The sequence below is a fragment of the Bacteroides sp. HPS0048 genome (genome assembly GCF_964240755.1).
GTDB lineage: Bacteria > Bacteroidota > Bacteroidia > Bacteroidales > Bacteroidaceae > Bacteroides > Bacteroides nordii.
Map to the genome: position 1 here is coordinate 177,645 of NZ_CAXSVC010000006.1, position 25,462 is coordinate 203,106.

General features: G+C 41.4%; 26 protein-coding genes. 15 read left to right on the forward strand and 11 right to left on the reverse strand.

From position 1 onward, the window contains the following. Positions 1-16 precede the first annotated feature (16 nt). Positions 17-799 carry a GNAT family N-acetyltransferase gene (locus ACESQI_RS07290; RefSeq protein ID WP_281962142.1) on the reverse strand — a complete coding sequence of 261 codons (783 nt, stop codon included), beginning with the start codon at positions 797-799 and terminating at the stop codon, positions 17-19. Between the two features lie 124 nt (positions 800-923). Here ACESQI_RS07290 and rlmF point away from each other — a divergent pair, with 124 nt between their 5' ends. Next, on the forward strand, positions 924-1,814 hold the full coding sequence (gene rlmF, locus ACESQI_RS07295) for a 23S rRNA (adenine(1618)-N(6))-methyltransferase RlmF (RefSeq protein ID WP_281962141.1): 891 nt from the start codon (positions 924-926) through the stop codon (positions 1,812-1,814). A 313-nt stretch (positions 1,815-2,127) separates the two neighbouring features. Here the strand turns inward: rlmF and ACESQI_RS07300 are convergent, their stop codons facing one another. Next, positions 2,128-3,051 (reverse strand): DMT family transporter, encoded by a 924-nt coding sequence (locus ACESQI_RS07300; RefSeq protein WP_373125628.1) that lies wholly within the window; start codon positions 3,049-3,051, stop codon positions 2,128-2,130. A gap of 85 nt (positions 3,052-3,136) precedes the next feature. Here ACESQI_RS07300 and ACESQI_RS07305 point away from each other — a divergent pair, with 85 nt between their 5' ends. The 5 genes from ACESQI_RS07305 to ACESQI_RS07325 all read left to right on the forward strand — a co-directional run bounded on the left by ACESQI_RS07305 (position 3,137) and on the right by ACESQI_RS07325 (position 6,522). After that, on the forward strand, positions 3,137-3,433 hold the full coding sequence (locus ACESQI_RS07305; protein WP_373125629.1) for a nitrous oxide-stimulated promoter family protein: 297 nt from the start codon (positions 3,137-3,139) through the stop codon (positions 3,431-3,433). A gap of 65 nt (positions 3,434-3,498) precedes the next feature. Further along, entirely contained in the window at positions 3,499-4,629 is a 1,131-nt protein-coding gene (locus ACESQI_RS07310; RefSeq protein WP_195571237.1) for an ATP-binding protein, read from the forward strand. 40 nt (positions 4,630-4,669) lie between these two features. Next, a complete protein-coding gene (locus tag ACESQI_RS07315) occupies positions 4,670-5,074 on the forward strand; it encodes an FKBP-type peptidyl-prolyl cis-trans isomerase (RefSeq protein ID WP_002562133.1) in 405 nt (134 codons plus the stop codon). Positions 5,075-5,491: 417 nt separating this feature from the next. Continuing rightward, positions 5,492-6,223: an SDR family oxidoreductase gene (locus ACESQI_RS07320; RefSeq protein WP_234130333.1), complete on the forward strand. Its 732-nt coding sequence runs from the start codon at positions 5,492-5,494 to the stop codon at positions 6,221-6,223. Positions 6,224-6,243: 20 nt separating this feature from the next. Beyond that, positions 6,244-6,522, forward strand: coding sequence for a zinc ribbon domain-containing protein (locus ACESQI_RS07325; RefSeq protein WP_002562135.1), 279 nt, complete (start codon positions 6,244-6,246; stop codon positions 6,520-6,522). Positions 6,523-7,138: 616 nt separating this feature from the next. Here ACESQI_RS07325 and ACESQI_RS07330 read toward each other — a convergent pair. Continuing rightward, entirely contained in the window at positions 7,139-7,414 is a 276-nt protein-coding gene (locus tag ACESQI_RS07330) for a GNAT family N-acetyltransferase (RefSeq protein WP_002562138.1), read from the reverse strand. Positions 7,415-7,417: 3 nt separating this feature from the next. Continuing rightward, positions 7,418-8,743: a TIGR01777 family oxidoreductase gene (locus tag ACESQI_RS07335; protein WP_278511161.1), complete on the reverse strand. Its 1,326-nt coding sequence runs from the start codon at positions 8,741-8,743 to the stop codon at positions 7,418-7,420. Between the two features lie 120 nt (positions 8,744-8,863). Between ACESQI_RS07335 and ACESQI_RS07340 the strand changes: the two genes are divergently transcribed. The 3 genes from ACESQI_RS07340 (at position 8,864) to ACESQI_RS07350 (ending at position 11,728) form a co-directional block, all read left to right on the forward strand. Beyond that, the gene (locus tag ACESQI_RS07340) at positions 8,864-9,709 is read left to right on the forward strand and encodes an endonuclease VIII (RefSeq protein ID WP_278511159.1); all 846 of its coding nucleotides are present in this window, start codon (positions 8,864-8,866) and stop codon (positions 9,707-9,709) included. Positions 9,710-9,797: 88 nt separating this feature from the next. Further along, positions 9,798-10,775, forward strand: coding sequence for a lytic transglycosylase domain-containing protein (locus tag ACESQI_RS07345; protein ID WP_278511157.1), 978 nt, complete (start codon positions 9,798-9,800; stop codon positions 10,773-10,775). A gap of 59 nt (positions 10,776-10,834) precedes the next feature. Continuing rightward, positions 10,835-11,728, forward strand: coding sequence for an ion transporter (locus tag ACESQI_RS07350; RefSeq protein WP_007484536.1), 894 nt, complete (start codon positions 10,835-10,837; stop codon positions 11,726-11,728). Here the strand turns inward: ACESQI_RS07350 and ACESQI_RS07355 are convergent. Together ACESQI_RS07355 and ACESQI_RS07360 are read right to left on the reverse strand one after the other, a co-directional pair. Beyond that, a complete protein-coding gene (locus ACESQI_RS07355; RefSeq protein WP_007484535.1) occupies positions 11,691-12,122 on the reverse strand; it encodes a DUF2809 domain-containing protein in 432 nt (143 codons plus the stop codon). The genes ACESQI_RS07350 and ACESQI_RS07355 overlap by 38 nt on opposite strands. Before the next feature lie 44 nt (positions 12,123-12,166). After that, complete coding sequence (locus ACESQI_RS07360; protein WP_320969963.1) at positions 12,167-12,979, reverse strand: DUF4261 domain-containing protein; 813 nt, start codon at positions 12,977-12,979, stop codon at positions 12,167-12,169. A gap of 277 nt (positions 12,980-13,256) precedes the next feature. Between ACESQI_RS07360 and ACESQI_RS07365 the strand changes: the two genes are divergently transcribed. Beyond that, entirely contained in the window at positions 13,257-13,925 is a 669-nt protein-coding gene (locus ACESQI_RS07365) for an MgtC/SapB family protein (RefSeq protein WP_007484531.1), read from the forward strand. 2 nt (positions 13,926-13,927) lie between these two features. Here ACESQI_RS07365 and ACESQI_RS07370 read toward each other — a convergent pair whose 3' ends face one another. The 3 genes from ACESQI_RS07370 to ACESQI_RS07380 are packed head-to-tail and all read right to left on the reverse strand — an operon-like array spanning position 13,928 to position 16,877. Beyond that, on the reverse strand, positions 13,928-14,701 hold the full coding sequence (locus ACESQI_RS07370) for a TIGR03915 family putative DNA repair protein (RefSeq protein ID WP_007484529.1): 774 nt from the start codon (positions 14,699-14,701) through the stop codon (positions 13,928-13,930). A gap of 20 nt (positions 14,702-14,721) precedes the next feature. Then, positions 14,722-15,981: a putative DNA modification/repair radical SAM protein gene (locus ACESQI_RS07375; RefSeq protein ID WP_196039555.1), complete on the reverse strand. Its 1,260-nt coding sequence runs from the start codon at positions 15,979-15,981 to the stop codon at positions 14,722-14,724. Positions 15,982-15,983: 2 nt separating this feature from the next. Continuing rightward, positions 15,984-16,877 (reverse strand): helix-turn-helix transcriptional regulator, encoded by an 894-nt coding sequence (locus tag ACESQI_RS07380; RefSeq protein ID WP_373125634.1) that lies wholly within the window; start codon positions 16,875-16,877, stop codon positions 15,984-15,986. Positions 16,878-17,026: 149 nt separating this feature from the next. Here ACESQI_RS07380 and msrB point away from each other — a divergent pair, with 149 nt between their 5' ends. After that, entirely contained in the window at positions 17,027-18,130 is a 1,104-nt protein-coding gene (gene msrB / locus ACESQI_RS07385) for a peptide-methionine (R)-S-oxide reductase MsrB (protein ID WP_025867885.1), read from the forward strand. Between the two features lie 211 nt (positions 18,131-18,341). Here msrB and ACESQI_RS07390 read toward each other — a convergent pair whose 3' ends face one another. Beyond that, positions 18,342-18,518: a histone H1 gene (locus tag ACESQI_RS07390; RefSeq protein WP_002562150.1), complete on the reverse strand. Its 177-nt coding sequence runs from the start codon at positions 18,516-18,518 to the stop codon at positions 18,342-18,344. Positions 18,519-18,668: 150 nt separating this feature from the next. Here ACESQI_RS07390 and ACESQI_RS07395 point away from each other — a divergent pair, with 150 nt between their 5' ends. The 4 genes from ACESQI_RS07395 (at position 18,669) to ACESQI_RS07410 (ending at position 23,779) form a co-directional block, all read left to right on the forward strand. Beyond that, complete coding sequence (locus tag ACESQI_RS07395; RefSeq protein WP_007484525.1) at positions 18,669-19,310, forward strand: helix-turn-helix domain-containing protein; 642 nt, start codon at positions 18,669-18,671, stop codon at positions 19,308-19,310. Positions 19,311-19,335: 25 nt separating this feature from the next. Continuing rightward, a complete protein-coding gene (locus ACESQI_RS07400) occupies positions 19,336-20,715 on the forward strand; it encodes an alanine/glycine:cation symporter family protein (RefSeq protein ID WP_373125662.1) in 1,380 nt (459 codons plus the stop codon). Positions 20,716-20,833: 118 nt separating this feature from the next. After that, positions 20,834-21,469: a hypothetical protein gene (locus tag ACESQI_RS07405; RefSeq protein WP_002562153.1), complete on the forward strand. Its 636-nt coding sequence runs from the start codon at positions 20,834-20,836 to the stop codon at positions 21,467-21,469. 210 nt (positions 21,470-21,679) lie between these two features. Continuing rightward, entirely contained in the window at positions 21,680-23,779 is a 2,100-nt protein-coding gene (locus ACESQI_RS07410) for a KamA family radical SAM protein (protein WP_373125637.1), read from the forward strand. A 90-nt stretch (positions 23,780-23,869) separates the two neighbouring features. Here the strand turns inward: ACESQI_RS07410 and ACESQI_RS07415 are convergent, their stop codons facing one another. After that, complete coding sequence (locus ACESQI_RS07415; protein ID WP_278511198.1) at positions 23,870-25,456, reverse strand: SusD/RagB family nutrient-binding outer membrane lipoprotein; 1,587 nt, start codon at positions 25,454-25,456, stop codon at positions 23,870-23,872. Positions 25,457-25,462: the final 6 nt, after the last annotated feature.

Sequence of the window (25,462 nt, forward strand, 5' to 3'; positions counted from 1 at the left end):
TGATAAAGGGACACAATCATTCAGATTGTGTCTCTATCTTTATTACTTTATCAAACCGCTTATCAATACACGCACTTAGATCGGTCGTGACAAACTTCCCATTATAAAAAAGAGAAAATATAGTGGCGGGTGTAGGGGCTGTCTGTGCTTGTTCCAGAGTTTGCAACTTCACTATTTTCAATGGGATTCCCTTACTTTCAGCTACGCTTACCAAGGAGTTACGAACATGATACTCCGCAAACGGACAACGATTGGTATAATAAACGACTACCCCATCTTTATCCTCACATTCTCCGGTTGACACACACTCTTTAAACGAAGGATTCAATGCATCCGGATTTATCTTCAGGACTAAAAGACTAAATCCGTAAGGAAGTTTATCTACAGTCTCAAACCCTTGTTTCAAAAGCCATTTTGTATCACTCATAAAATGAAATTTAGATGTACCGGCTACGGTAACCAAACCATGTTTTCCCTGTTCTTTTGCATCGTCAATGGCCGATTGCAGCAAAGCCTTGCCATACCCTTTTCCCTTGTATTGTCCTGACACCCAGAAACAGTTTATCATTAAATAACCGGGAGCATCAACAGGTATCCATGCTTTTTCGGCAGAAACATATTCTATAAATACTTTAGCACGCTCATCGAGGCGTCTGAAAACAAATCCATTATCAAACTCTCTTTTCAACCACTCTTTTTTCAACTCATAACTTTCTTTACATTTCTTATCAGAGAAGGCACAACAAATATGCTCAGTCTCTATGTTTTCCTTTGTCAGAGTAAGATATTTCGTTTCCATATTTATTCTATTTTATTGGTATATGCAAAAATACGCAATTCATAATAACATAGCATCATCCGATTTCTACAATTTAATAAATTATTCCATAATAATAAAACAGATTCTCCGTATCTTTGCCACCATGACAGAAAGAAACGAATTACATAAAAGAAACAGGCACAACGGACAGTACGATTTTTCGAAACTGACAGAAAATCATCCACCGCTCAAGAAGTTTGTTTCACCCAATCCATATGGAACATTAAGTATCAACTTTTTCAATCCGCAGGCAGTAAAGGCTCTGAATAAAGCATTACTAATAAGTTATTACGGAATCCGGTACTGGGATATTCCCAAAGGATATTTATGCCCTCCCATTCCCGGCAGAGCAGACTATATCCATTACATTGCCGATTTACTTAATTCCGGGAATTCGTTAGAGGAAACGCCCAAGTACAGATGTCTGGATATTGGCGTAGGCGCCAATTGTATTTATCCGATCATTGGTTGTACTGAATACGGATGGACATTTGTCGGTTCGGATATTGATCCTGTCTCAATAGAGAATGCCAGAAAGATTGTTACCTGTAATCCGGTATTAGTCCATAAGATAGAATTACGATTACAAAAGGACAACCGGAGTATTTTCAAAGGAATAATACAACCGGATGAATACTTTGATGTGACCATATGTAATCCCCCGTTTCACAGTTCTAAAGAAGAAGCGGAAGAAGGAACGCTACGCAAGCTCAGCAGTTTGAAAGGAAAAAAAGTATCCAAAGCCCAACTCAATTTTGGCGGCAATGCAAATGAACTTTGGTGCGAAGGTGGAGAACTTCGCTTTCTTTTGGATATGATTACCGAAAGCCGGAAATACCAGAAGAACTGTGGTTGGTTCACCAGTTTAGTTTCCAAAGAGAAGAACCTGGACAAACTATATACCCGGCTAAAGTTGGAAGATGTAGCTGAATATAAAACGATCCGGATGCAGCAAGGAACAAAAAGCAGCAGGATATTGGCGTGGAGATTTTAACAGGGAAGTAACGATATAAAGAAACTGATTTTCATTAACGTTGTTAACAAGAAAATTAACATACTGTTTTCTATTGACAAGAGTGTACAGTTTGGTAGCATAAGAGTGTACAATATTATATGATAAAAGTGTACAATTAACACATCCTTTATTGTACACTTTTGCAATGGAGATATGTATGCCTCTCTCCTATTGATTCTCAACTATTTACAAAATAATTATTATACAAGGATTTATCCTCCCTCATACATTCTGACAAAACAAACTTCCTGTTTTATCAACTATGAAAGAACGCTCTAAAATCAGCCATTGATTATCGGCGATGCATCAACTGCATAAACAGATGATTTATCCTCTCCATAACAGATTTACCTACAACAATAAAAGTTACGGCAACAAGAATCATCAGAATCCCCAGCATCAGACGAGGTGTGAGTCGCTCACCGAATATCATAACACCGAAAAAAAGAGCAGTTACCGGTTCGAGTGCCCCCATAATAGCTGTAGAGGTAGAACCAATACTATGTATTGATATAGCAGTACAAATCAAGGAGATAACCGTAGGCAAAAAAGCCATTGCAAGAATACTCCCCCAGGCCGGAAGAGAAGGAATAGCCTGTAACTCTGTACAAAAGTTGGAACGAACAATATAGATAGAAAGCCCGAAAAGTAAGGCATAAAAAGTCAGCTTAGCCGTAGACATCAGTTTAAGGGTAGAGTGATTGACTCCTACAATATAAATAGCATATGACAACGAAGAGAGAATAACCAGCAACATACCTATCAAACTAAGAGTTTCGCCACCATCCCCTTTGTAAAGCATACCAATACCCGAAAGTGCCATCAAGATACAAAAGACAGTCAACAGAGATATCCTTTCACGAAAAAACAGAAACATAATAACTGCCACCATCAACGGATAAACAAACAGAATAGTGGAAGCAATGCCTGCATCCATATGCTTGTAACTCATAAACAGAAGCAAAGAAGAGGCGGAAAAGAGTAAACCTCCCACCACCAACGGAAATATTTCGTTTTTCTTCAAAGTAAATGATTGCCCTTGTATCTTCATCAGGATACCAAGAATAAGGACGGCAAAACCATAACGATAAAACAATACCGAGTCTACACTCATCCCTTCTTTATATAACGGGAGAGTAAACAACGGATTCATGCCGTATGTAGCTGCCGCCACGGCTCCACAAACAAATCCTTTCGCTTTGCTGTTAATATTCATAGCTATCCTCTTATTTTCGGGGTGCAAAGATACGTATCTTTTAGATATGTTGGTTACATTTGTAGCCATCTAACAAATAATAAAATTGAGTAAGAACCGTATTGACCGGGAGAAAAGAATCGTAGAGTTAATGATCCGACTCTATTGCCGGAAAAAAGAAAAGAATAAATGCCTTTGCCTTCAGTGCGAAGAGTTGCTACGTTATGCCCATGCAAGACTGGACCATTGTCCGTTCGGAGGGAATAAAAGTTCGTGCAAACAGTGTACCGTACACTGCTATAAGCCTGTCATGCGTGAACGGATGCGGCAAGTGATGCGTTTCTCCGGACCAAGAATGCTCCTTTATGCACCGTGGGAGGCCATAAAACATCTATTTCAATAAGATTATTATTATCTTTGCATTATTACTTTATAATAATTATCTTTGCATAATAAAGAAACAAAGATATGCCAATCATCAGAAATCCTTTTATTACAAGTGGATACATATCCCCTGCTTACTTTTGTGACCGGAAGAAAGAGAGTGAAATCCTCATCCGGGAAGTAACTAACGGAAACAATATAGCTATAATCTCCACCCGTAGAATGGGAAAAACCGGATTAATCCAACATTGCTTTCAAAATAAAGAGATTCAAAAACACTATTATACATTCTTCATAGATATCTACGCCAGCAAATCACTGCGCGACTTTGTATTCGCCCTCAGCAAAGAGATTCTGGAAGGATTAAAACCTGCCGGAAAAAAAGCGTTACAGGCTTTTTGGGAGAGTGTCAAGTCTCTACAGACAAGCCTGACCTTTGATATTAACGGTACTCCTTCTCTAAACCTCGGATTAGGAGATATACAAGCTCCTCCAACTACGCTCGACGAAATATTTCAGTACCTGAATCGTGCCGACAAACCCTGTCTTGTTGCCATTGACGAGTTTCAGCAAATAGCCGGATATGCAGAAGACAATGTAGAAGCAACGCTACGCACCTATGTTCAACGCTGTAATAATGCACACTTTATCTTTGCCGGAAGCCAACGGCACGTGATGGGTAACATGTTTCTTACTGCTTCGCGACCGTTTTATCAAAGTGTTTCGATAATGCACCTGGAAAGTATCCCTTTGACAGACTACACATTATTCGCCCAACGGCATTTCAATGAAGCCGGCAAGAGTATCACCAATGAAACCATCGAAACCATCTACCATCAGTTTGACGGTATCACCTGGTATATGCAAAAAGTGCTTCATACCCTCTATGATATGACTGCCCAAGACACGATCTGTGAAGTAAAAATGGTAAGTGAAGCGATACGTCAAATTATAGATTCATTCAAATATACTTATTCCGAGATACTCTTCCGTTTGCCGGAAAAGCAAAAGGAGTTACTCATTGCCATCACTAAAGAAGGAAAAGCCCAGGCAATCACATCGGGAGCATTTATAAAAAAATACAAATTATCTTCGTCAAGCTCCGTACAGTCTGCACTAAAAGGACTATTGGAGAAAGATTTTGTGACACAGGAACAAGGAACCTACCAGATTTATGATCAGTTTTTAGGAATATGGCTAAAAGAGAATTATTAAAGAGTTTTGTTTTTAATGACAGATTAACCAGATATAAATTATGAGTCTTAAACATAAAGAGTACAAAGAAGCAAACGAACGTTTTCTGAAAGAGAATCTCACCGAAGAAGAAGTAATGGAACTTCCCTGCGGAGTGCAGTATAAAATTCTGTTGAGGGGAAATGGCCCCGTGCCAACAGCCAAAAGTACCGTAAAAGTACACTACCGGGGGACCCTCATTGATGGAAAAGTATTTGATGACTCCTTTGCCCGCAAACGCCCTGAAACCTTCCGGGTGAGAGATGTCATTGAGGGTTGGCAGGAAGCACTGAAAGCAATGCCCACCGGTTCGCGCTGGATCATTTATATCCCTTACGAGTTGGGATATGGCACACGGGCCTGTGGAAATATCCCTGCTTACTCTACATTGATTTTTGAAGTAGAACTGCAAGGAGTAAAAGGATAACCTCTTGCTCCTTGGAAAGATTGTCTGTTTTTTCCAGAATTCCGGATAGAACAGCAACAGTACATTGACTGCTTTTGTTCTCAATACGTATATTCCCTGATAATACTCTACCATAAACAGATAAACATATCAGTATCAATGATATATTTTCTTCATAATGAAAAACAGTTCATCCACCATCCTGCCAAAATGAAAAAGATGATTCCCAAAATGGGAAAAAGGTTATTCCATTATGGTATTATATTCATTTTATGGAAAGATATTGATAGGTTACATCAAAAATAAATCTCTATATTTGCATTATTCAGCCCAAGGGTGGATTAAAAAAGTCAGACTTTTAATATATCAGACTATTTTTCAAAAGATTTATCTACCTTTGCTTCTGCCAATCAAAAAACTAATCTTACAAACAAAGGAATGAAAAAAGCAATTATCATTGGAGCCACCTCCGGCATCGGACAAGAAGTAGCCAAAGGGTTACTGCTACAAGGATGGAAAGTAGGCGTGGCAGGGAGACGCCAATCTGCCTTGGAAGCATTTCGAACGATTGCGCCAGATAACATAGAAACCGAAGTACTGGATGTAACCAAAGATGACGCCACCGAAAAGCTGCACAAACTAATTGAGAAATTGGGAGGTATGGATTTATTTTTGCTTAGTTCCGGTATAGGACATCAAAATATGGAGTTAAATCCGGACATCGAGCTACAAACAGTTGGTACTAATGTAGAAGGATTCACGCGAATGGTTACTGCTGCCTTCCAATATTTCCACTTACATAGTGGGGGACATCTGGCAGTTATCAGTTCCATAGCCGGAACAAAAGGGTTGGGAGTTGCACCTGCCTACTCTGCTACAAAGCGATTTCAAAACACATACATTGACGCCCTTGAACAGCTTGCACACATGCAAAAGCTAAATATTCGCTTCACGGATATCCGCCCGGGTTTTGTATCCACCGACTTATTAAATGATGGTAAGAGGTATCCACTGCTAATGAATCCCAGAAAAGTAGCAACTCACATTATACGGGCACTGAATCGTAAGCAACGGGTGGTAGTCGTTGACTGGCGGTATGCCCTTATTGTATTCTTCTGGCGAATGATACCACGCTGGATATGGAAACGGCTATCGATTAAAACCAAATAACTTAAATACAAAAACTAATTATGGAACAGAAATTTTGCCAAAGCTGTGGCATGCCACTAAATGACATTGCTGTATTGGGAACAGAAGCAGATGGTAGTAAGAATGAAGAATATTGCTGTTATTGCTATGCCAACGGACACTTCACTGCAGATTGCACCATGGACGAGATGATTAATCATTGTGCCCAGTTTGTAGATGAATTCAACAAAGACTCTGAAATAAAGATGACGAAAGAGGAAGCAATTGCAAATATGAAGCAATTCTTCCCACAACTGAAACGTTGGAAAGCTAATAAATAACCGTCATTTATTTCACAATTTTCCGTGAAACATTTTTTCCGGTAGTTAGGTTGTTCTCTTTCGAGAGACCATCGTTAACTACCGGAATACTATTTATCACTTACCGGCAGCACACATAAAATGTATCCATATTGCAACCGTTTGCCGGCAAACTCTCGCTCTATCTTCATCTTACCTAAAAGGTTTTATACCAAGTTAGTCGACAAAACCTCCGAACAGGTATACGCTTCTTCTCTTTTTTTGTTGTTTCAATGCTTTGAGAAAAAATTCTCAATACGTTGAGAAACTTTTCTCAATGGGTTGAAACAAGTGTTTCATCAGTAAGAAACAAAATTCTCATACTCTTGAAACTGGTTGAAACAACAGTTTCCTGTTCAAGACAGAAGAACATAAGAACAATTAAGAAAACATGAGCTACATCATACTGTGAATATGTTCTTTTGTTCTTCTGTCTAAAAATAATTCTTTGGTCGTTTAACTCATACCTGTATAGCCTTGAACTGCGCATTATTTACAGATAAAAACCTGCAAGTTGAAATTGAGCAATATGAGTATAAAATAAAAAGGTGAAGCCGAAACCCCACCTTGTCATTAGAGAGTTAAATAAATGTTATCTTTACACTGCTTCTTTTGTCACCTCCGGATGGCGTTGTAGCCACGCAACAGCATACGAACAGGTAGCCTTTGGCTTCAATCCGTTAGCAACGGCATAATCATATGCAGCCTTCACCAGTGCGGCAGCTATTCCTTGTCCTTCCAGCGGACGTGGAACGATTGTATGAATAATATCCAGACCTCCGTTTAGCAGACGGTATTGTACAAAAGCTGTACGACCTTCTACTTCAGTTTTAAACAGCTTCTGTTCGGGTTGATGTTCAATTTTATATTCCATAATCTAATCTATTTTAAGTGTACTTTGGTTAATCCATACTAATAAGTTTATATCATATCCCCGCTGTAACGCAACAGTCAACAAGCGTTTCTTTACCTCCTCGGGCAGTTGAGGTGTCCGGCTTAATATCCACAAATACTTATCGGAACTGCTACCGATGAGTGCATAGTTATATCCTTCCTTATCCAACTCTAATATATAATAATCAGAATAAAACCACAGAAAGAATGAAACTTTCAGTTTTCCGGGCCGGGTAATATCAGGTATCTTTGCACGGCCTATAGCACGCTTATACCTCCCTCTGCCATGAGCATCTTGTTTGTATCCGGCATTTTCTACCCGGATACTCCCATCGGGAAGCAACGTATAAGTAGCTGTTACCTCAGACAACCCTCGTTCAAAACGATGATCGTAACGGGCTATTTCATACCAACGCCCCATATAACGAGGCAAATCAAGTTCATTGACGGTAGTATGGTCTATCCCCTGAAAAAGTTGTTCCACCACCGCATCATGGAATTTAAATCCAGATTCCAGCAGTTTTCCGGGACGTACATATTGTCCGGTTGTAAGTGAAGTTGCGCCTTCGCCATACATCAGTTGCACACACATACGAGGTACAATGATCGTCCCCCAGGCATGATAGGCTTTGCCCAGTGTACGGGCAAAAGCATATTGTGTAATCTCTTGCGGAGATACAAAATTGAAAGTTCCCCGTAAGGTCCCACTCTCGATAATGAAAGCCATGGCGCGGCAAAGATCATTAATACTAATCCACGGAAAAGGTTGTGTGCCCGGACCTATAGCAGCAGCCAATTTCATCTTTAAAGGACGTAACATTTGCTCCATAGCTCCTCCGTCCGGAGAGAGGACAACTCCAAAACGGGCTATCACAAGCCGCATTTCCGGGGGACAGCGTTTGGCCTCCTTTTCCCAAGCATAACAAAGATCAGCAAGAAATCCACTCCCCCTCGTATTGGTATATTCATCAAAAGTTCCCTCCAACGGATAATACCCTACGGCAGAAGCCGAAATCATAAGCTGAGGCTTCCGGCGCACTGCCCCCAAAGCACGAATGATGCGATGTGTCACGTTGATCCTGCTATCATACAGCTCCCGTTTATACTCTGGTGTCCACCGCCTGCTGATAGGTGCACCGGCCAGGTTAATGACTACGTCACAATGAGACAATGCCTGCACCAGATACCCTAATGTACCCTCCCGGAACATAGGCCGCCCCAAAGGAACCACCCGGTGTCCCTGCTCCGTGAGAAATGCTGTAAGATGCCTGCCAATAAAGCCACTGGCTCCGCTGATTGCTATATTCATGTGACGTAAACTGTTTTTAATGTATAGTACAAAAACGTATTAAAAGCGGGAAAAGTTCTTTGAAGCTCGTAAAATGAGAGTATCTTTGCAGTAATTCATAAATCATAATTCATAAATCCCATGATCGAAGCTCCCGAAGCCCGTTATCTGTCCGAGCAACTGAACCGGACTGTAAGAGGAAAGAAGATTACCGATGTGTTTGCGCAATACACACCCCATAAATTCGCGTGGTTTTATGGCAACCCGGAAGAGTATCCCGAACGACTTGCCGGAAAAACAATTGATGAAATCAATCCCCGAGGCGGAATGATTGAGATAAAAGCCAGAGAGATGTTACTGATTCTTACGGATGGTGTCAACCTGCGTTACTTCGCCCCCGGAGAAAGGCTTCCCGCCAAACACCAGTTACTCATTGGTTTCGAAGATGAGAGTTGCCTGGTAGCTTCCGTACGAATGTATGGTGGTTTGTGGTGTTTTCCCAACGAAGGATTCGATGCTCCTATATCTGCCTATTACGAAGCGGCGAAAAATAAACCGCAGGTGATGTCAGAAGAGTTCAGCAAAGAATATTTCATGGAGCTGATAAACGCCGAAGATGCACAGAAAAAGACGGCAAAAGCTTTTCTGGCTACCGAACAAACCATACCCGGATTAGGCAACGGAGTATTACAGGACATCCTGTACAATGCCCGTATCCACCCTAAAACTAAGATCAATGCTCTCTCTACGGAGAAAAGAGAAAACCTTTACGATAAGGTAAAGTCTACGCTCCACGAGATTTATGAACAAGGAGGACGTAGTACGGAAACAGATATTTTCGGAAAAAACGGAGGATATATACCACATCTGTCTAAAAACACAGCAGGTACTACCTGTCCTCGTTGCGGAGAAACTATAAAGAAAGAAAACTACCTGGGCGGCAGTATCTACTACTGTAGTGGCTGCCAAGTGAACAATATTAGTTGAAAATTGAAAGTTGAAAATTACTATGCAGTGTGACAGCACAATTTTCAACTTTCAATTTTCAATTTTCAACTTTCAATTTTTAACTCATATGAAGTCAACTCGTATTACTCAAATATTAAGTATCATGCTGGCACTTTGTACCGGAGCAACCTTGCCTATTCTCATTGGCAGTACACAACTGACAGAACCACACTCTGTAAAGTCTGAAGTTCCTTATTGTGTCAGCCCTCCCAGTGTTCCTGAACAGGCTACCTTTGACGGTGAAACAATTGACCTTCGCCGCTATGACCGCCGCGAGCGTATGGATCGTGAAATGATGTCTTTCACCTATATGCACTCTACAACCATGTTAATGTTGAAACGTGCCAACCGCTATTTCCCGATCGTCGAGCCTATCTTAAAAGCCAATGGCATCCCCGATGACTTCAAATACCTCATGGTAATTGAAAGCAGCCTCAACCCCATTGCCCGTTCTCCGGCAGGAGCAGCCGGGTTATGGCAATTCATGCCTGCCACCGGACGTGAATTCGGACTGGAAGTAAATGATAATATCGACGAACGTTACAACATCGAAAAGGCAACTATTGCCGCCTGCAAGTATTTCAAACAGGCTTATGCCAAATACGGTGACTGGATGGCTGTTTCCGCGGCCTATAATGCAGGGCAGGGACGTATTTCGTCGCAGTTGGACAAGCAACTTGCAGATCATGCCATGGACCTTTGGCTGGTGGAAGAAACTTCCCGGTATATGTTCCGTCTGCTGGCAGCCAAAGAGATATTCAGCAATCCGCAACGCTTTGGTTTCCTGCTAAAACGGGAACATTTGTATCCCCCTATTCCATACAAGAAAGTAACCATCACCAGTGCCATAGACAACCTGGACGAGTATGCCCAAAAGAACGGGCTCACCTATGCACAATTGCGTGATGCAAATCCCTGGTTGCGTGAGCATTCACTGAAAAACAAAACAGGCCGTACATACGTTCTACATCTACCTACGCAAGAGGGAATGAACTACAATCCTAAAAAAACAATTCCACACAATCCCAAATGGGTAATTGATTAACGCTGTGCTTTCCGTACGGGGAAATGCGGTAAACAATAGAAAGTTTATATTGTTAAATTATGACAGTAAAAGAGCGATTTACACGTTTTTTAAACAATAAACCACTGAAACATAAGTTGTATGTTATCATCTTTGAGTCGGATACTCCAGCAGGAAAAATGTTCGATGTGGCGCTTATTGTATGTATTGCACTCAGTATTCTGCTGGCTATTCTCGAAAGTCTGCAAGGAATTCCTTCCTGGCTTTCAACTCCGTTTATTATATTCGAATATCTGTTTACGGCTTTCTTTACTTTCGAATACGTTACGCGTATTTACTGTTCACCACAACCCAAAAAGTACATTTTCAGCTTCTTCGGCATTATCGACCTATTGGCAACCCTACCGCTATATCTTGCCTTTTTCCTGCCGGGAGCACGTTATCTATTGGTTATCCGGGCATTCCGTATTATTCGGGTGTTTCGTATATTCAAGCTTTTCACCTTCTGGATGGAAGGAGAACGATTGCTCACTTCACTCAAAGAGAGCAGTAAGAAAATAGCAGTGTTCTTTCTTTTTGTAGTAATACTTGTGATCTCCATCGGCACACTGATGTATATGATTGAAGGTACGCAACATGATACGCAGTTCAACAATATCCCCAATAGCATCTACTGGGCCATTGTCACTATGACCACAGTAGGATATGGAGATATTACTCCGATAACACCTTTGGGTAAGTTTCTCTCTGCCTGCGTTATGCTGATTGGTTACACCATCATTGCCGTACCAACCGGCATTGTGTCCGTTTCAATGATGAAAGAATATAAGAAGCTGAAAGATATACAATGCCCCAACTGTCATAAGACAGGACATGATGAAAATGCAGAATACTGCAAATATTGTGGATATCCACTTTACAAAGACAAAGTTAAAACTAAAGATACCAGTGAGTCCGGTTCTTATAACCAATGAGTGATTGGGTCTCTCTTCTGTGCCGCACTATCTTACGCTCAATATATTCTATCAGCAAAAGCATCCCACAACCTATTGCATAGCAAAGGATATCTTTCCAGTCGAAAGTTGATCCAAGCACAATTCGAGCCAATCCGTTTTCAGATAGCCCCATCACATCGGCAAGTTGAAAGTACTGAAGTATCTCTATAAAACATGCAAATGCAAAAACATATACTGGCAACCAGCGTAAAGACCGGGGAACAAAGATCCGAATAAAACAATAAATCAGTACGACTACCAAAATATCACCCACATAAGGACGAACAAAGGTATCGTGAACATATACGCCAATAATAATTTCTATTATCAGTATCGCAAGAAAACAGAGGGCATAAATAATTCTTTTCTTCATAATCAATCGTATAAACCCAGCTATCCCAATAGCCCGTTTAAATTTTACTCAAGAGCAATTTTCAGACTGAAACCATCTACCGACACTCCTTCCGAACGAGTTATAGCCAGCTTTTGTTCTTCAGACATTCCAATCGTTTCACCATCTCTCAGAGTTACATCACTTTCTAAAATATAATATACTACATCATACAAAAATTCACTTAACTCTTCCGGACTCATTCTACTATCTAATATTTCCAATTCGTCTTTACCAAAGGCAGTCATCCCATACGTATAAATACCCGGCCCCTGTTTTCCTCTTGTAAAACCGAAATAAATCCAGTTCAGAATGGGCAACGTATCTTCCTTCATTACAGTTGACGTTTCTATATAAAACTTCGGTTCAAACACAGTACCCGAAGCGTAAAAACCAATCGCATTCGCCAGCTTCAAACAAGAAGAGGCTCCCTTAACAAATAGCTCACCTGCTTCAACAATAGACACATTTCGACTCAGTACAGCTACACACAGTTGGGCCACATGTGTTTTCGTTACTTCAACAGCTTCCGGCCACAGATAGTTATTTTCAGCATTATACTCAGCTTCTTTATCGGGAACCGGAGCATCAAAATAGCTGAAACAAAGCATCATATCATCAATCTCAAACACCAATGCAGATCCTTCCTTAGTAACTTTTCTCCAATCTACATCTTTCCAGTCGGCTTTCAGGTTCTTTTTTATTCTTTCAAAATCACACTCTTTGGTATTCAATAAAACAAAACCGACCAAAGTGCCGGTATTTCTACTTTCTTCAGCATCTCCATATCCAACCTTCTGTGTCATGGGTTCTAAGATGTCTTGTTCTTGTTTGTCCATATGCCTTAATTATAGATTTATATGCCTTAAAGCCCGGTTCAGCATAGAATACATATATTCTCTTTGCGAAGATACTGATTTTAAGTATAACAGATAATCAAATACTATAAAATCTACGGTAAATGACCTCTTTATCACAAAAACTCATCCTGAACTCTAAAATAACACTAAAGAAATAACAACGAAAAAGAAAACAGTTGTATCTTTAAGAGTCTGTAAAGATGGTTATACATAAACCTCAGAGAACGTATTTAAAAACAGAAAGGAGAGTAAGAGTATGATATTAAACCTTGATTTTGTATTAAGATTGTTAGTAGCTGGTATATTGGGTGCCATCATCGGACTGGACAGAGAGTATCGCGCCAAAGAGGCCGGCTATCGTACCCATTTTCTTGTATCATTGGGCAGTGCCTTGATAATGATTGTTTCTCAATATGGCTTTCAGGACATTATAAAAGAGAGCAGTGTTACTCTGGACCCAAGCCGTGTAGCAGCACAGGTAGTCAGTGGAATTGGTTTTATCGGTGCCGGTACCATTATTTTTCAGAAGCAAATAGTGCGGGGGCTGACCACTGCTGCCGGATTATGGGCCACAGCAGGAATAGGTCTGGCTGTAGGTGCAGGCATGTATGTGATAGGAATTGCTGCAATGCTGCTAACCCTCGTCGGGCTCGAAGCACTGAGTTATATATTCAAAAGTGTAGGTATGAAAAGCTCCATGATCACTTTCTCTACAGAAAATAAAAACATACTAAAGTTAATTGCAGATAAGTTCAACTCCAAAGACTACCGGATTGTATCCTATCAGATGGATACCATAGGACACGGAGAAGTATCTCTCTACCAGGTGACAATGGTAATAAAATCGAAACGTAACTATGACGAAGGACATCTGTTGTCACTTATACAGGAATTTCCGGAAGTGACAGTAGAAAGAATAGAGTAAAGCTACTTTTGCTTTTCTGTCAGGTACTTCCAATAGCGTACCGGCATATCTTGTTTGTGCTTCCTCGGATTGAGGCGCTCTTTTATCGTGGTAGATTTAAAGTAAGTTTTCCAAAGTTGCTGAAAAAGCTTTTCGTCCTTATCCATCAAGCTCTCGTCCAGCATGCCGGTAATGAGATGGGAAGCACTGCTATCATCATCAAAAGTAACCTCTTCTACGGTTTTCAGGTCATAGTAAAAACCATAACGTCGCTTCATATCATAGATCAACCACTTCTGATCGGCAAAACGATCTCTGAAGTGCTCTATGGTAAGTGGTAGTGCGTTATGCCGAGGTTCAAAAGCAGCAAAAAAAGTACCGTCCGCAGCCTTCTGAAAACGAACGAACTGAAGCATACGTAGCCGTTCCCAATCTACCTTTTTCCATATTTTCGCAAGCTCCAGTACATCCGGATCTCCAAAATTAGTTTCAATAGAGCGGGGTGCATCAATTGCTTTACGAATATAGCGGAAAAGCAGTATATCTACCTCCGGAAGTTCAGAAAGCCAGCACCAGGTAATAGATGAAAGAGCTGAAACCGAGAGTTTCTTTTGTAATCCGCGCCACACACGTCCGGACTTCTCTTCATCAGTATGTACTGTAAAAGCTTCATCATAAAACAGAGGCAAAACATCTCCCTCAGACAGTAACATATCCGGAAAAGTTTTACGAAAATAAGCATCAAAAACAGCTGTCAGTAAACCTTCAAAAGTTTTATCATATATAAATAAATTCATGGATCGACTTACAATCAGAGTTAATCAGAAAAAGTAAATTTCAGTTGATTCTCATCTATCTTCTTAGGTTTGGGAAGCAACAGGCTACGCACAGTATGTGGGGTCATTTCATTGACAGTCTTCATCGGAAGCTCACTACAAGTAATAAAATATTGCGCCTTCTTCATCACTACACCTATCTTTTTAAGCTGATAGAATCCTAACTTTGAATAACGCCGCGAAGCAATAATCAACTTTGCAGACTTTACTCCAATGCCCGGTACACGAAGTATCACTTCATAATCTGCCCTGTTTATATCTATCGGAAACTGTTCGGGATGACGCAATGCCCACGAAAGCTTCGGATCTATTTCAAGATCAAGATCAGGATAAGCATCATCTACGATTTCATCGACTTTAAACTGATAGAATCGCATTAGCCAGTCTGCCTGATACAACCGGTTTTCACGGACAAGAGGCGGTTGCTTCAAAGCCGGCAAACGGGTATCATAGGTATTGACGGAAACATAACCGGAATAATAAACCCGCTTCATGGTGGGACGCTGATACAAAGCAGAAGAAAGAAAAAGAATGTCTTTATCTGTTTCGGCAGTAGCCCCAACTATCATCTGCGTACTCTGGCCTGCCGGGGCAAAACGAGGAGCATACCTGAATTTCTTCCGCTCTTCGCTACTCTCCAATACCCCCTGCTGAATATACAACATAGGAGCGAATACGCTTTTATGGTCTTTCTCCGGAGCGAGCAACTTCAAATTCTCTTCTTTAGGTATCTCAACATTCACACTCAAACGATCGGCATAACGTCCGGCTTCAGTCACCAGTTCACGGCTGGCTCCGGGGATGCTCTTCAAATGAATATATCCATTGAATCGATGCACTTCACGCAGGTCTTTGGCTACCCGTACCAGACGTTCCATCGTATAATCGGGATTGCGTACAACCCCCGAACTAAGAAATAAACCCTCTATATAATTACGGCGATAAAACTCAATGGTCAAGTCAACCAACTCAGAAACAGAAAGAGTAGCACGTGGCAAGTCATTACTACGCCGGTTGATGCAATAGGCACAATCATAAATACAATAATTGGTAAGCATTATCTTCAAGAGAGAGATGCATCGCCCATCCTCGGCAAAACTATGACATATCCCCCAGCCTCCTACAGTATTGCCAAGCATTCCCGGTTTGTTGGCACGCACTGTTCCACTGGAAGCACAAGACACATCATATTTGGCGGACTCTGCCAATATCTTTAGTTTTTCAAGAACATTTGCATTCATAATCAGTACAGTTTTTGCATCTTTTCTATTTCAGCTTTCATCAAATCACGCAAACTTTGAGGTTCCAGAACCTCTACCGTCGAACCTTTAGACAACAACTCCTGAATAAAATCATAAGTATGCGATATATACATTTCAAAATCAGTATAAGTATCTGTCGTTACTATCTCTTGCTGACTGGGATGCAAAGGTAAGTTACGCAGATATGGAGCTTGCTCGGCAACAACCCGCAAAACGGTTCGTTGCGGTTGCTGTGCCTCATCACGAATGATGCCGAAACAATTCTGAAAATAATCCTGTGGAGTGAATTTCCGGGGAAAGCGGAACGTATCATTCCCTGTCCTTACCGACTTAATTCTATCTAAAGAATAAGAACGGAAAGCTTCATACTTCCGGTTGACTCCTATCAGATACCAGCGATGACGAAACAGTTTCAGAAAGTAAGGTTCCAGACAAACCTCTTTCGGTTGTTCCCAATTATAAGCCTGATACTCCATGTGAAGCACAGACCCTGTCCTCATAGCATCTATAATGATATCCATATATTGCAGTCCCAAAGGAGCCTCCTCAAAAACAATCCGGTTCTTCATATCCACATTTTCCTGCAGAATGTTGTTTAATGAAAAGCTGTTGAGCAACCACATTTTGAGCTTATCTCCCAACATTCCCTCGGTATCAGCTATATAATAAGTATTTGTGCACTTATCACATTCTATATTAATGTCGAACATCTCTTCGATAGCCTGCCGATGATTATGAAAAGTACGCAAAGGAATATCCGTACGAGTACTATCTCCTGCCCGCCAGCGACGATTGATCTCAGCAAACGTAATGCGTCCGTTCCGATAGATGGTATCTACCAGCCAGATGAGTTTATTGAATTGTTGCTTAGCCATATCTCTTTTATTTATATCTGCTGCAAAATTGAAGATAGTTTGTGCCAAAAATAAGCATAATAAAGAGAAGATATAGTGAAATAACTAAAAAAGAGTTGAATGATACAAGTGAAACGTACCACTATTTTGTTATATACTATATGAAAAGTATGAAAACAATCGTTATAACTATACTGCTCTTCATGGGCTGTTCGCTGACAGGTTATGCACAGGGTGTACAGGGTACTAAACTCAAAAAACAGGAGAATAACAATATGAAAGATCAAAAGGAAATATACTTCGCTGGTGGTTGTTTCTGGGGTACAGAACATTTTCTGAAACAAATCAGGGGTGTAGAAAGCACTCAGGCAGGTTATGCAAACGGAAATATTGCCAACCCCACATACCAACAGGTGTGTAGCGGAAATACCAATTTCGCCGAAACGGTAAAGGTTATCTATAATCCACAGGAAGTAGAGCTTCCTTTACTAATAGATTTATACTTTAAAACAATAGATCCCACCAGTGTCAACCGCCAAGGGAATGACCGCGGATCACAGTACCGTACAGGTATTTATTACACAGATAAATCTGATCTGCCAACTATACAAACTGCCGTAGAAGCATTGGCAAAGAACTATTCAAAGCCACTCGCCATTGAAATTAAACCATTGTCCAACTTTTATCAGGCAGAAGATTATCACCAGGATTATCTGGATAAAAATCCGGGAGGGTATTGCCATATCGACCCGGCATTGTTTGGACTGGCCAAAAAAGCGAATGCTCCCAAAACAACAGCAAAACCTGTTTACAAGAAACCGGATGATGCCACACTTCGTGCCAAGCTCACCAACGAGCAATATGCCGTAACACAAAAAAGTGCTACCGAGCCAGCCTTTCATAATGAATATTGGGATGAGAAACGACCCGGTATCTATGTAGATATCACTACCGGAGAACCATTGTTTATATCTACTGATAAATTTGATTCAGGATGTGGTTGGCCCAGTTTCACAAAACCAATAGATAAAACATTGGTGAAGGAAAACATGGATACCTCTCACGGCATGAGGCGTATAGAGGTACGCAGCAAGACCGGAGATGCACATTTAGGACATGTTTTCACAGACGGTCCTGCAGATAAAGGAGGGCTACGTTATTGTATCAACAGTGCTTCCCTTCGTTTCATCCCCAAAGAAAAGATGAAAGAAGAAGGATATGGCGAATATCTGAACCTGCTTCCCGCAGGGGGAGGTACGGCAGGCGGTGGTTAATTGAAACAGAACTCTGAATATAGTTCACCACAGAGTCTCACAGAGTGACACGGAGTTTTAATTATTTTTTTAAATCAGATAAATAACACTCAGTGGAACTCTGTGCGACTCTGTGGTGAATTTCAGTCATAAACGCCCTCTCTCAACAGCTATAAAATAAAAAAGCCAGTCCTCATAAGGTCTGGCTTCGCATTTCTCTTTATTCAAAAAATTACTTTTTTGATTCTTCCAAAGATACTTTACGGAATTCTTTCATTGCTTTTTCAATTTCCAATGAAGCCTTACGTGCACGTGTTCCAGCAGCTTTATTACCGTTTTCGATCTGTGCATTTGCATCCTTGTTGAAATCAGCTACAAGAGCTGCGATTTTTTCTACTAATTCTTTCATGATCCTTTTTATATTTTCTTCGTTAATAATGATTGGCAAAAATACATTCTTTCCCGAAATAAACACATAAAAACAATATTTTTTTTGAAATAATCCGCGAAAAATCATCTAAAAAAGGCGGTTTCGGCTTTTTTCTTTACTTTTGCAGCCATGAAACCACTTACAGATACCGAATACATACATATTTTAATAGCTGAGGGAGAGCACCAGCAACAGGATTTTAAATTTGAAATTTCGGATGCCCGCAAAATAGCCAGAACATTGTCGGCCTTTTCCAATACCGATGGCGGGCGTTTACTCATCGGTGTTAAGGACAATGGAAAAATAGCCGGTGTACGTTCAGACGAAGAGAAATATATGATAGAAGCAGCGGCTCAACTCTATTGTCTGCCCGAAGTTCACTACTCCATGCAAACATTTCATGCCGAAGGACGTTCTATATTAGTGGTACAAATAGATGAAAGTGCCCAAAAGCCGGTATATGCAAAAGATGAAACCGGCAAACCACTGGCTTATATTCGTATAAAAGATGAGAATATCCTGGCTACCCCGGTACACTTGCGTGTATGGGAACAAAGCGATAGCCCGGTAGGAGAATTGATACAATACACCGAACGGGAACAACTGTTGCTTGATTTGCTCGAAGCAAACGCCTCACTTTCATTAAATCGATACTGCCGCCTGGCAAATATCCCGCGTCGTGCTGCCGAACATTTGCTGGCTAAATTTATCCGGTTTGATATAATAGAACCGGTATTTGAGAATCATAAATTTTACTTCAGACTGAAATAGAAGAATGGAATTGATATACAAATGGATGACGTTGGTTAATGATGCGTTGTGGACTTATATCCTTATCGCTATGTTGATGGGATGTGCTGTCTGGTTCACGCTGAAAACCCGTTTTATACAATTCCGTATGATCCGTGAAATGATTCGCCTGTTAGGTGATTCGGCAGGAAGAGGTGACAAAGGCGAGAAACACATCTCTTCATTTCAGGCATTTGCCATATCATTGGCCAGCCGCGTAGGGACAGGCAATCTGGCGGGAGTAGCAACAGCTATTGCCGTGGGAGGTCCCGGAGCCATATTCTGGATGTGGATCATCTCGCTATTGGGTGCTTCGAGTGCTTTTGTAGAGTCTACCCTGGCACAATTATATAAGGTTAAAGGAAAAGACTCCTTTATAGGAGGTCCTGCTTATTACATGAAAAAAGGATTGAAACAGCCCTGGATGGGAATGCTGTTTGCCGTACTTATTACCATTACTTTCGGATTTGCCTTTAACTCAGTACAGAGTAATACTATTTGTGCAGCTATCGAACATGCTTTTGGCTTCAATCATGTACCTATGGGATTTATCATTACCGCACTGACTCTTATTATCATATTCGGTGGTATCCAGCGCATTGCCAAAGTCAGTAGTGTTATTGTGCCTGTCATGGCATTGGGGTATATCGGGTTGGCTCTTGTCATTGTAATACTCAATATTACTCACCTGCCTGCTGTTATCGAAATGATTGTTAGCCATGCTTTCGGATGGCAACAAGCATTAGGAGGAGGTGTAGGCATGGCGCTCATGCAGGGTATCAAGCGGGGATTGTTCAGCAATGAAGCCGGCATGGGTTCAGCACCCAATGTAGCAGCAACTGCATTCGTTTCACATCCGGTAAAGCAAGGGCTTATCCAAACATTAGGAGTGTTTACAGATACATTAATTATATGTACCTGCACTGCATTTATTATTTTGTTTAGTGGTGCTCCACTCGATGGTTCGGCAAATGGGGTGCAACTTACCCAACAGGCACTAACCAACGAGATAGGTGCTTCGGGAGGTATTTTTGTAGCAGTAGCCTTGTTCTTCTTTGCCTTCAGCAGTATCATAGGCAATTATTATTATGGTGAAGCAAACATCCGTTACATCACCCGCCAGAAATGGGTGGTATATACATACAGGTTATTGGTAGGCGGAATGGTATTGTTCGGTTCATTGGCAAGCCTCGACTTTGTGTGGAGTATGGCGGATATCACTATGGGCCTTATGGCAATATGCAACCTTATCGCCATAAGTTTTTTAGGTAAATATGCTTTCAGACTACTAAACGATTACCGATCACAGAAGAGAAGCGGAATAAAGAACCCCGTATTTACCAAAGATAAGATGAAAGATATAGAAAAGGATATTGAATGTTGGTAGACGGTTTAATTACGAATTTTAAGTGATGAATGATGTAATAGTTGGTGTAAATCAACTTATTTAGTACTTTTGCAATCGCAAACCCGAATTCATAATTCAAAATTTATAATTAATATATATGAGCATATTTGCTAACTTATTCAAGAAAAAAGCCGAAGCCGACGGAAAGGCTGTAGGCAATGTAGAAGATTTCGTGTCATTGACACGCGTATATTTCCAATCGGTAATTGCTGTAAGTCTTGGTATCACCAATATTCGTTTTCTCCCGGATGTAGCGCAATTCAAACGCCTGTTCAAAATACCCACTCAGGGAGGAAAACTGGGATTAGGCGAAAAAGCAGCAGCCCGTAAAATGTTAATGGAAGATTATGGAATCAGCGAATCATTTTTCAAAGAAATCGATTCTTCAATAAAAAAGAACTGCCGTACACAAAACGACATACAGGCCTATTTATTTATGTATCAGGGTTTCTCTAACGACCTGATGATGCTAATGGGTAACCTCATGCAGTGGAAATTCCGTATGCCGTCTGTATTTAAAAAGACGCTTCGTAACATGACAGCAAAAACTGTACACGATGTGTGTACCAAAACAGTGTGGAAAGCAGATGACGTACACAAAACAGCAACTTCCGTACGACAGTACAAAGAACGTCTCGGTTACTCCGAACAATGGATGACAGAATATGTCTATAACATTATCTTACTGGCCAAGAAAGAGCCTAAACGTAAGAACGAAGATGTCAAAGCATAAATGTTACGAAACAAAAAATAATCGTAAAAGAATGCAGCTATAGAAAAGCGGAAGTCACGTACTTCCGCTTTTTTTTGTATATTTATGCCTAATAATGTGCCAATAAATGACTCGTTTCGTTAAATATACCGATTTATCCGGGAATATTTAGCGTAGATGTTTGGTGCATGTACATTGACATATTGCCCACCAATAAAAGAAAAATCGCTTATGAAACAAAAGAAAATGCTAACCCTCACTCTTTCACAACTGAAACAACTATACCAACAGGAGTTACCGGAACTCTGCCAACTGGCCGGTCAAAGTATTAACGATAAAGACTTTAGAAACAGCCTCGAAAGATTCCTGTCACTCCATCCGCAAGCTGAAAGCAACCCGGGTAAGCAAATTCGACTCCTTATCAATTACGACGGAACAAATATCCACGAACTCTCCACAGGACAGGACATGCCTGTACAGACTCTTTCAGTACTCCACCAGTTTCTCATCGGGCAACTGGAAAATACAGATCTGGCAACAGACTTATTCATAGACTTATTCTATCTCTTCAAAAGCCTGGATACCCCCGAAATGCCCCTCCCCTCTCCACAACGGATAAAAAGCCGTACCGAACGCTGGGCCACCGGACTGGATGAAGAAGTCATGGAACTCCGTGCACAAAACAAAGAACGAATGCTGCACGTACTGATACAGAAGATTGAAAACCGTAAATCCGGTTCCACCCGTTTCAAATTTGACGAAGGACTGAGCTATGACGAGAAGTATCAACTCGTCAGCCAATGGTGGAACGACTTCCGTTTTCACTTGTCAATGGCCATAAAAAGCCCTTCCGAATTAAACCGTCTACTGGGAAATTCACTTTCCAGCGAAACGATGTATCTGCTTTCTCGTGCACGTAAAAAAGGGATGCCCTTCTTTGCTACTCCTTATTACCTGTCACTACTTGATATTACCGGAGACGGATACAATGACGAAGCAATCCGCAGTTATATTCTTTATTCCCCCCGTCTGGTAGAGACATATGGCAATATCCGTGCCTGGGAAAAAGAAGACATAGTAGAAGCCGGAAAGCCCAATGCAGCCGGATGGTTACTTCCAGACGGGCACAATATTCATCGCCGTTATCCGGAAGTTGCTATCCTGATACCGGATACCATGGGACGGGCTTGTGGCGGATTGTGTGCTTCTTGCCAGCGTATGTACGATTTCCAAAGCGAGCGTCTGAATTTTGAATTCGACAGCCTGCGCCCCAAAGAATCCTGGGATAAAAAGCTACGCCGCCTGATGAGTTATTTCGAAGAAGACACACAACTGCGTGATATCCTTATCACAGGTGGAGATGCACTAATGAGCCAAAACAAAACATTACGAAACATTCTGGAAGCTGTATACCGGATGGCCGCCCGTAAACGGAAAGCTAATCAGGAACGTCCGGAGGGAGAAAAGTATGCCGAACTACAACGTGTACGTCTCGGTTCGCGTTTGCCAGCCTATCTTCCGATGCGTATCAATGACGAGCTCGTTGAGATTCTTCGTGAGTTTAAAGAAAAGGCTTCAGCTATTGACGTGAAGCAATTCATCATCCAAACCCACTTCCAGACACCATTGGAGGTCACTCCGGAAGCACGGGAAGCCATCAGCAAGATACTTTCTGCCGGGTGGCTTATCACCAACCAGTTAGTTTATACCGTAGCAGCTTCCCGGCGAGGACATACAACAAAGCTGCGTCAGATACTCAACTCCCTTGGAGTCGTTTGTTATTATACCTTCTCAGTGAAAGGCTTCAATGAAAACTACGCTGTATTTACCCCCAACAGCCGCTCCTTGCAGGAACAGCATGAAGAAAAGATATATGGTCAGCTGACACCGGAGCAAGCTACAGAACTCTACACCCTACTCGAAAAAGGAGAAGATACAGCAACTCGTATCCGTCGCTTCATGAGGAAACACCACCTGCCTTTCCTGGCTACCGACCGAAGTGTACTCAACCTCCCTGCCATAGGCAAGAGTATGACGTTCAACATGGTAGGTCTTACTGAAGACGGAAAACGTATTCTCCGCTTCGACCATGACCGCACACGCCACCATAGTCCGATCATCGATAAAATGGGAGAAATTTATATTGTAGAAAATAAATCGCTTGCCGCTTATCTGAGACAATTGGGTAAGATGGGAGAAGATCCCGAAGACTACGCCAGCATATGGAGCTACACAGAAGGTGAAACAGAGCCCCGGTTTAGTTTATACGAATATCCGGAGTTTGAGTTTCAAACCACTGACAAAATGAGTAATCTGGAAGTAGAAGGATAAGCTATCCAACTAACAAAAAACCTCCGGAGCAATGGGCTCCGAAGGCTATCCTATAAATGGCAATATCCTTTCATAGTCATAAAAACCAACTTACCAATTACGTCCGGTATCCCACCAAAGACGCGTACCTCCATTGTCTTCTCCGCCCAACGCATCCACTAACTTACGGTATTGTTCTCCGTCCTCCGTCTCTAATGAACCGGGAAAGTTCAGACGACGAACCATTGTTTCCGTATCAATACAATGATTCCGGCTATTATTAAATCTTACAGGGAAAAGACGCGGATAACCTGTCCGACGCTGTTCTGCCCATGCCTCACAACCTTCGGGAAACATAGCCAACCATTTCTGAGTAATAATCTTTTCCAGTTTAACCTCCCGATCTGCACTTTCTATCCAGCGTGGAGACACCTGACAACGAGCCTTTATATTATTATCGGGATCATACGTATCAACAAAATCAGCAGCCCGATTATCGCTGCTCAGATAATCGTCTGTCGCTGTCAGATTGTACTGGCGAAAAGAGGAAGCCACTCCTTGCTTATAGCATTCTCCCGCATCCTCTGATGTCCAACTCCGCAATGCCGCCTCCGCACGAAGAAACCACACCTCGGCGGCAGTCATCAAAACCGCATCTGTAGACTGATCTACCGTCAGCTTCGACAAAGTGTTGTAACGATTGTGGGCAAAACAAGTCCCCTGACGAATGCCGCGATACTCTCCCTTTAAATCCGGAGCCGTACAATGTTCAAAATAAAATTCCCGCCGGGGGTCACCGTAACCATTCATTATAGATTCTATAGAGGCATTCATATAAGTTTCATTCCACACACGATTGAGTTCACCAAGTGGATTGGAGTATCCACTACCGGTAGAGACAGACGCCAATTCAGTAGCATACTCGAAAACACCATACGCATTATCTAAAGCTTTCAAGAACTCCGAGCGGGCTTTCAACGGACTCACCACAGCTAAACGCATGGCAAGCCTCATCCGCAAAGAGTTGGCAAACTTAATCCAGGAGCTATATTTCCCATCAAGCAGAATATCAAAACGGGCAAACTCTGCAGCTTCCGGCATTCGTTCTATGTAATCAGAAAGAACGGTAACCGCCGTATCCAGTTCATGGAAGAACTCATCATATACTTCCTCCTGCGTATCGGGCTGATAATTGTTTTCCGAATTCGCAAAATTGGTATATACTACAGGGCCATAATAATCTGTCACACGATGCATCACCTCTACTTTCAGAATCTTTGTAATGCCAAAGAATGCCGGCTGCCCTGTACGGGTATGGATTTCCGACTGATAAATCTGAGGAAAGATATAAGCATACGTATGTCCCCACATCGCACTATTCCAACCGTCCTGCATATTATAATCGGAATTATGGCTACCTCCATTCAGTGGCTTGGCATCGTGCATATATCCACAGAACATATCAGCATTAAGATTCTGCGTCAATTGAAAGGGCCAGTTCTTGCCTTTGCCATAATCATAATTAAAATAAATACCCTGCTGAATAATGCCCAGACGAATACCATGGTCATTGTTGTCCGCTTTCAAATCTTCATCGGTAATGCCTGCCAAATCGGTATTGTACTCTCTGAATTGGGAAGTACAGGATATCAGTATCGACCCTATAAACAAAGACAGAAGAATCATATTCTTTTTCATCATTTC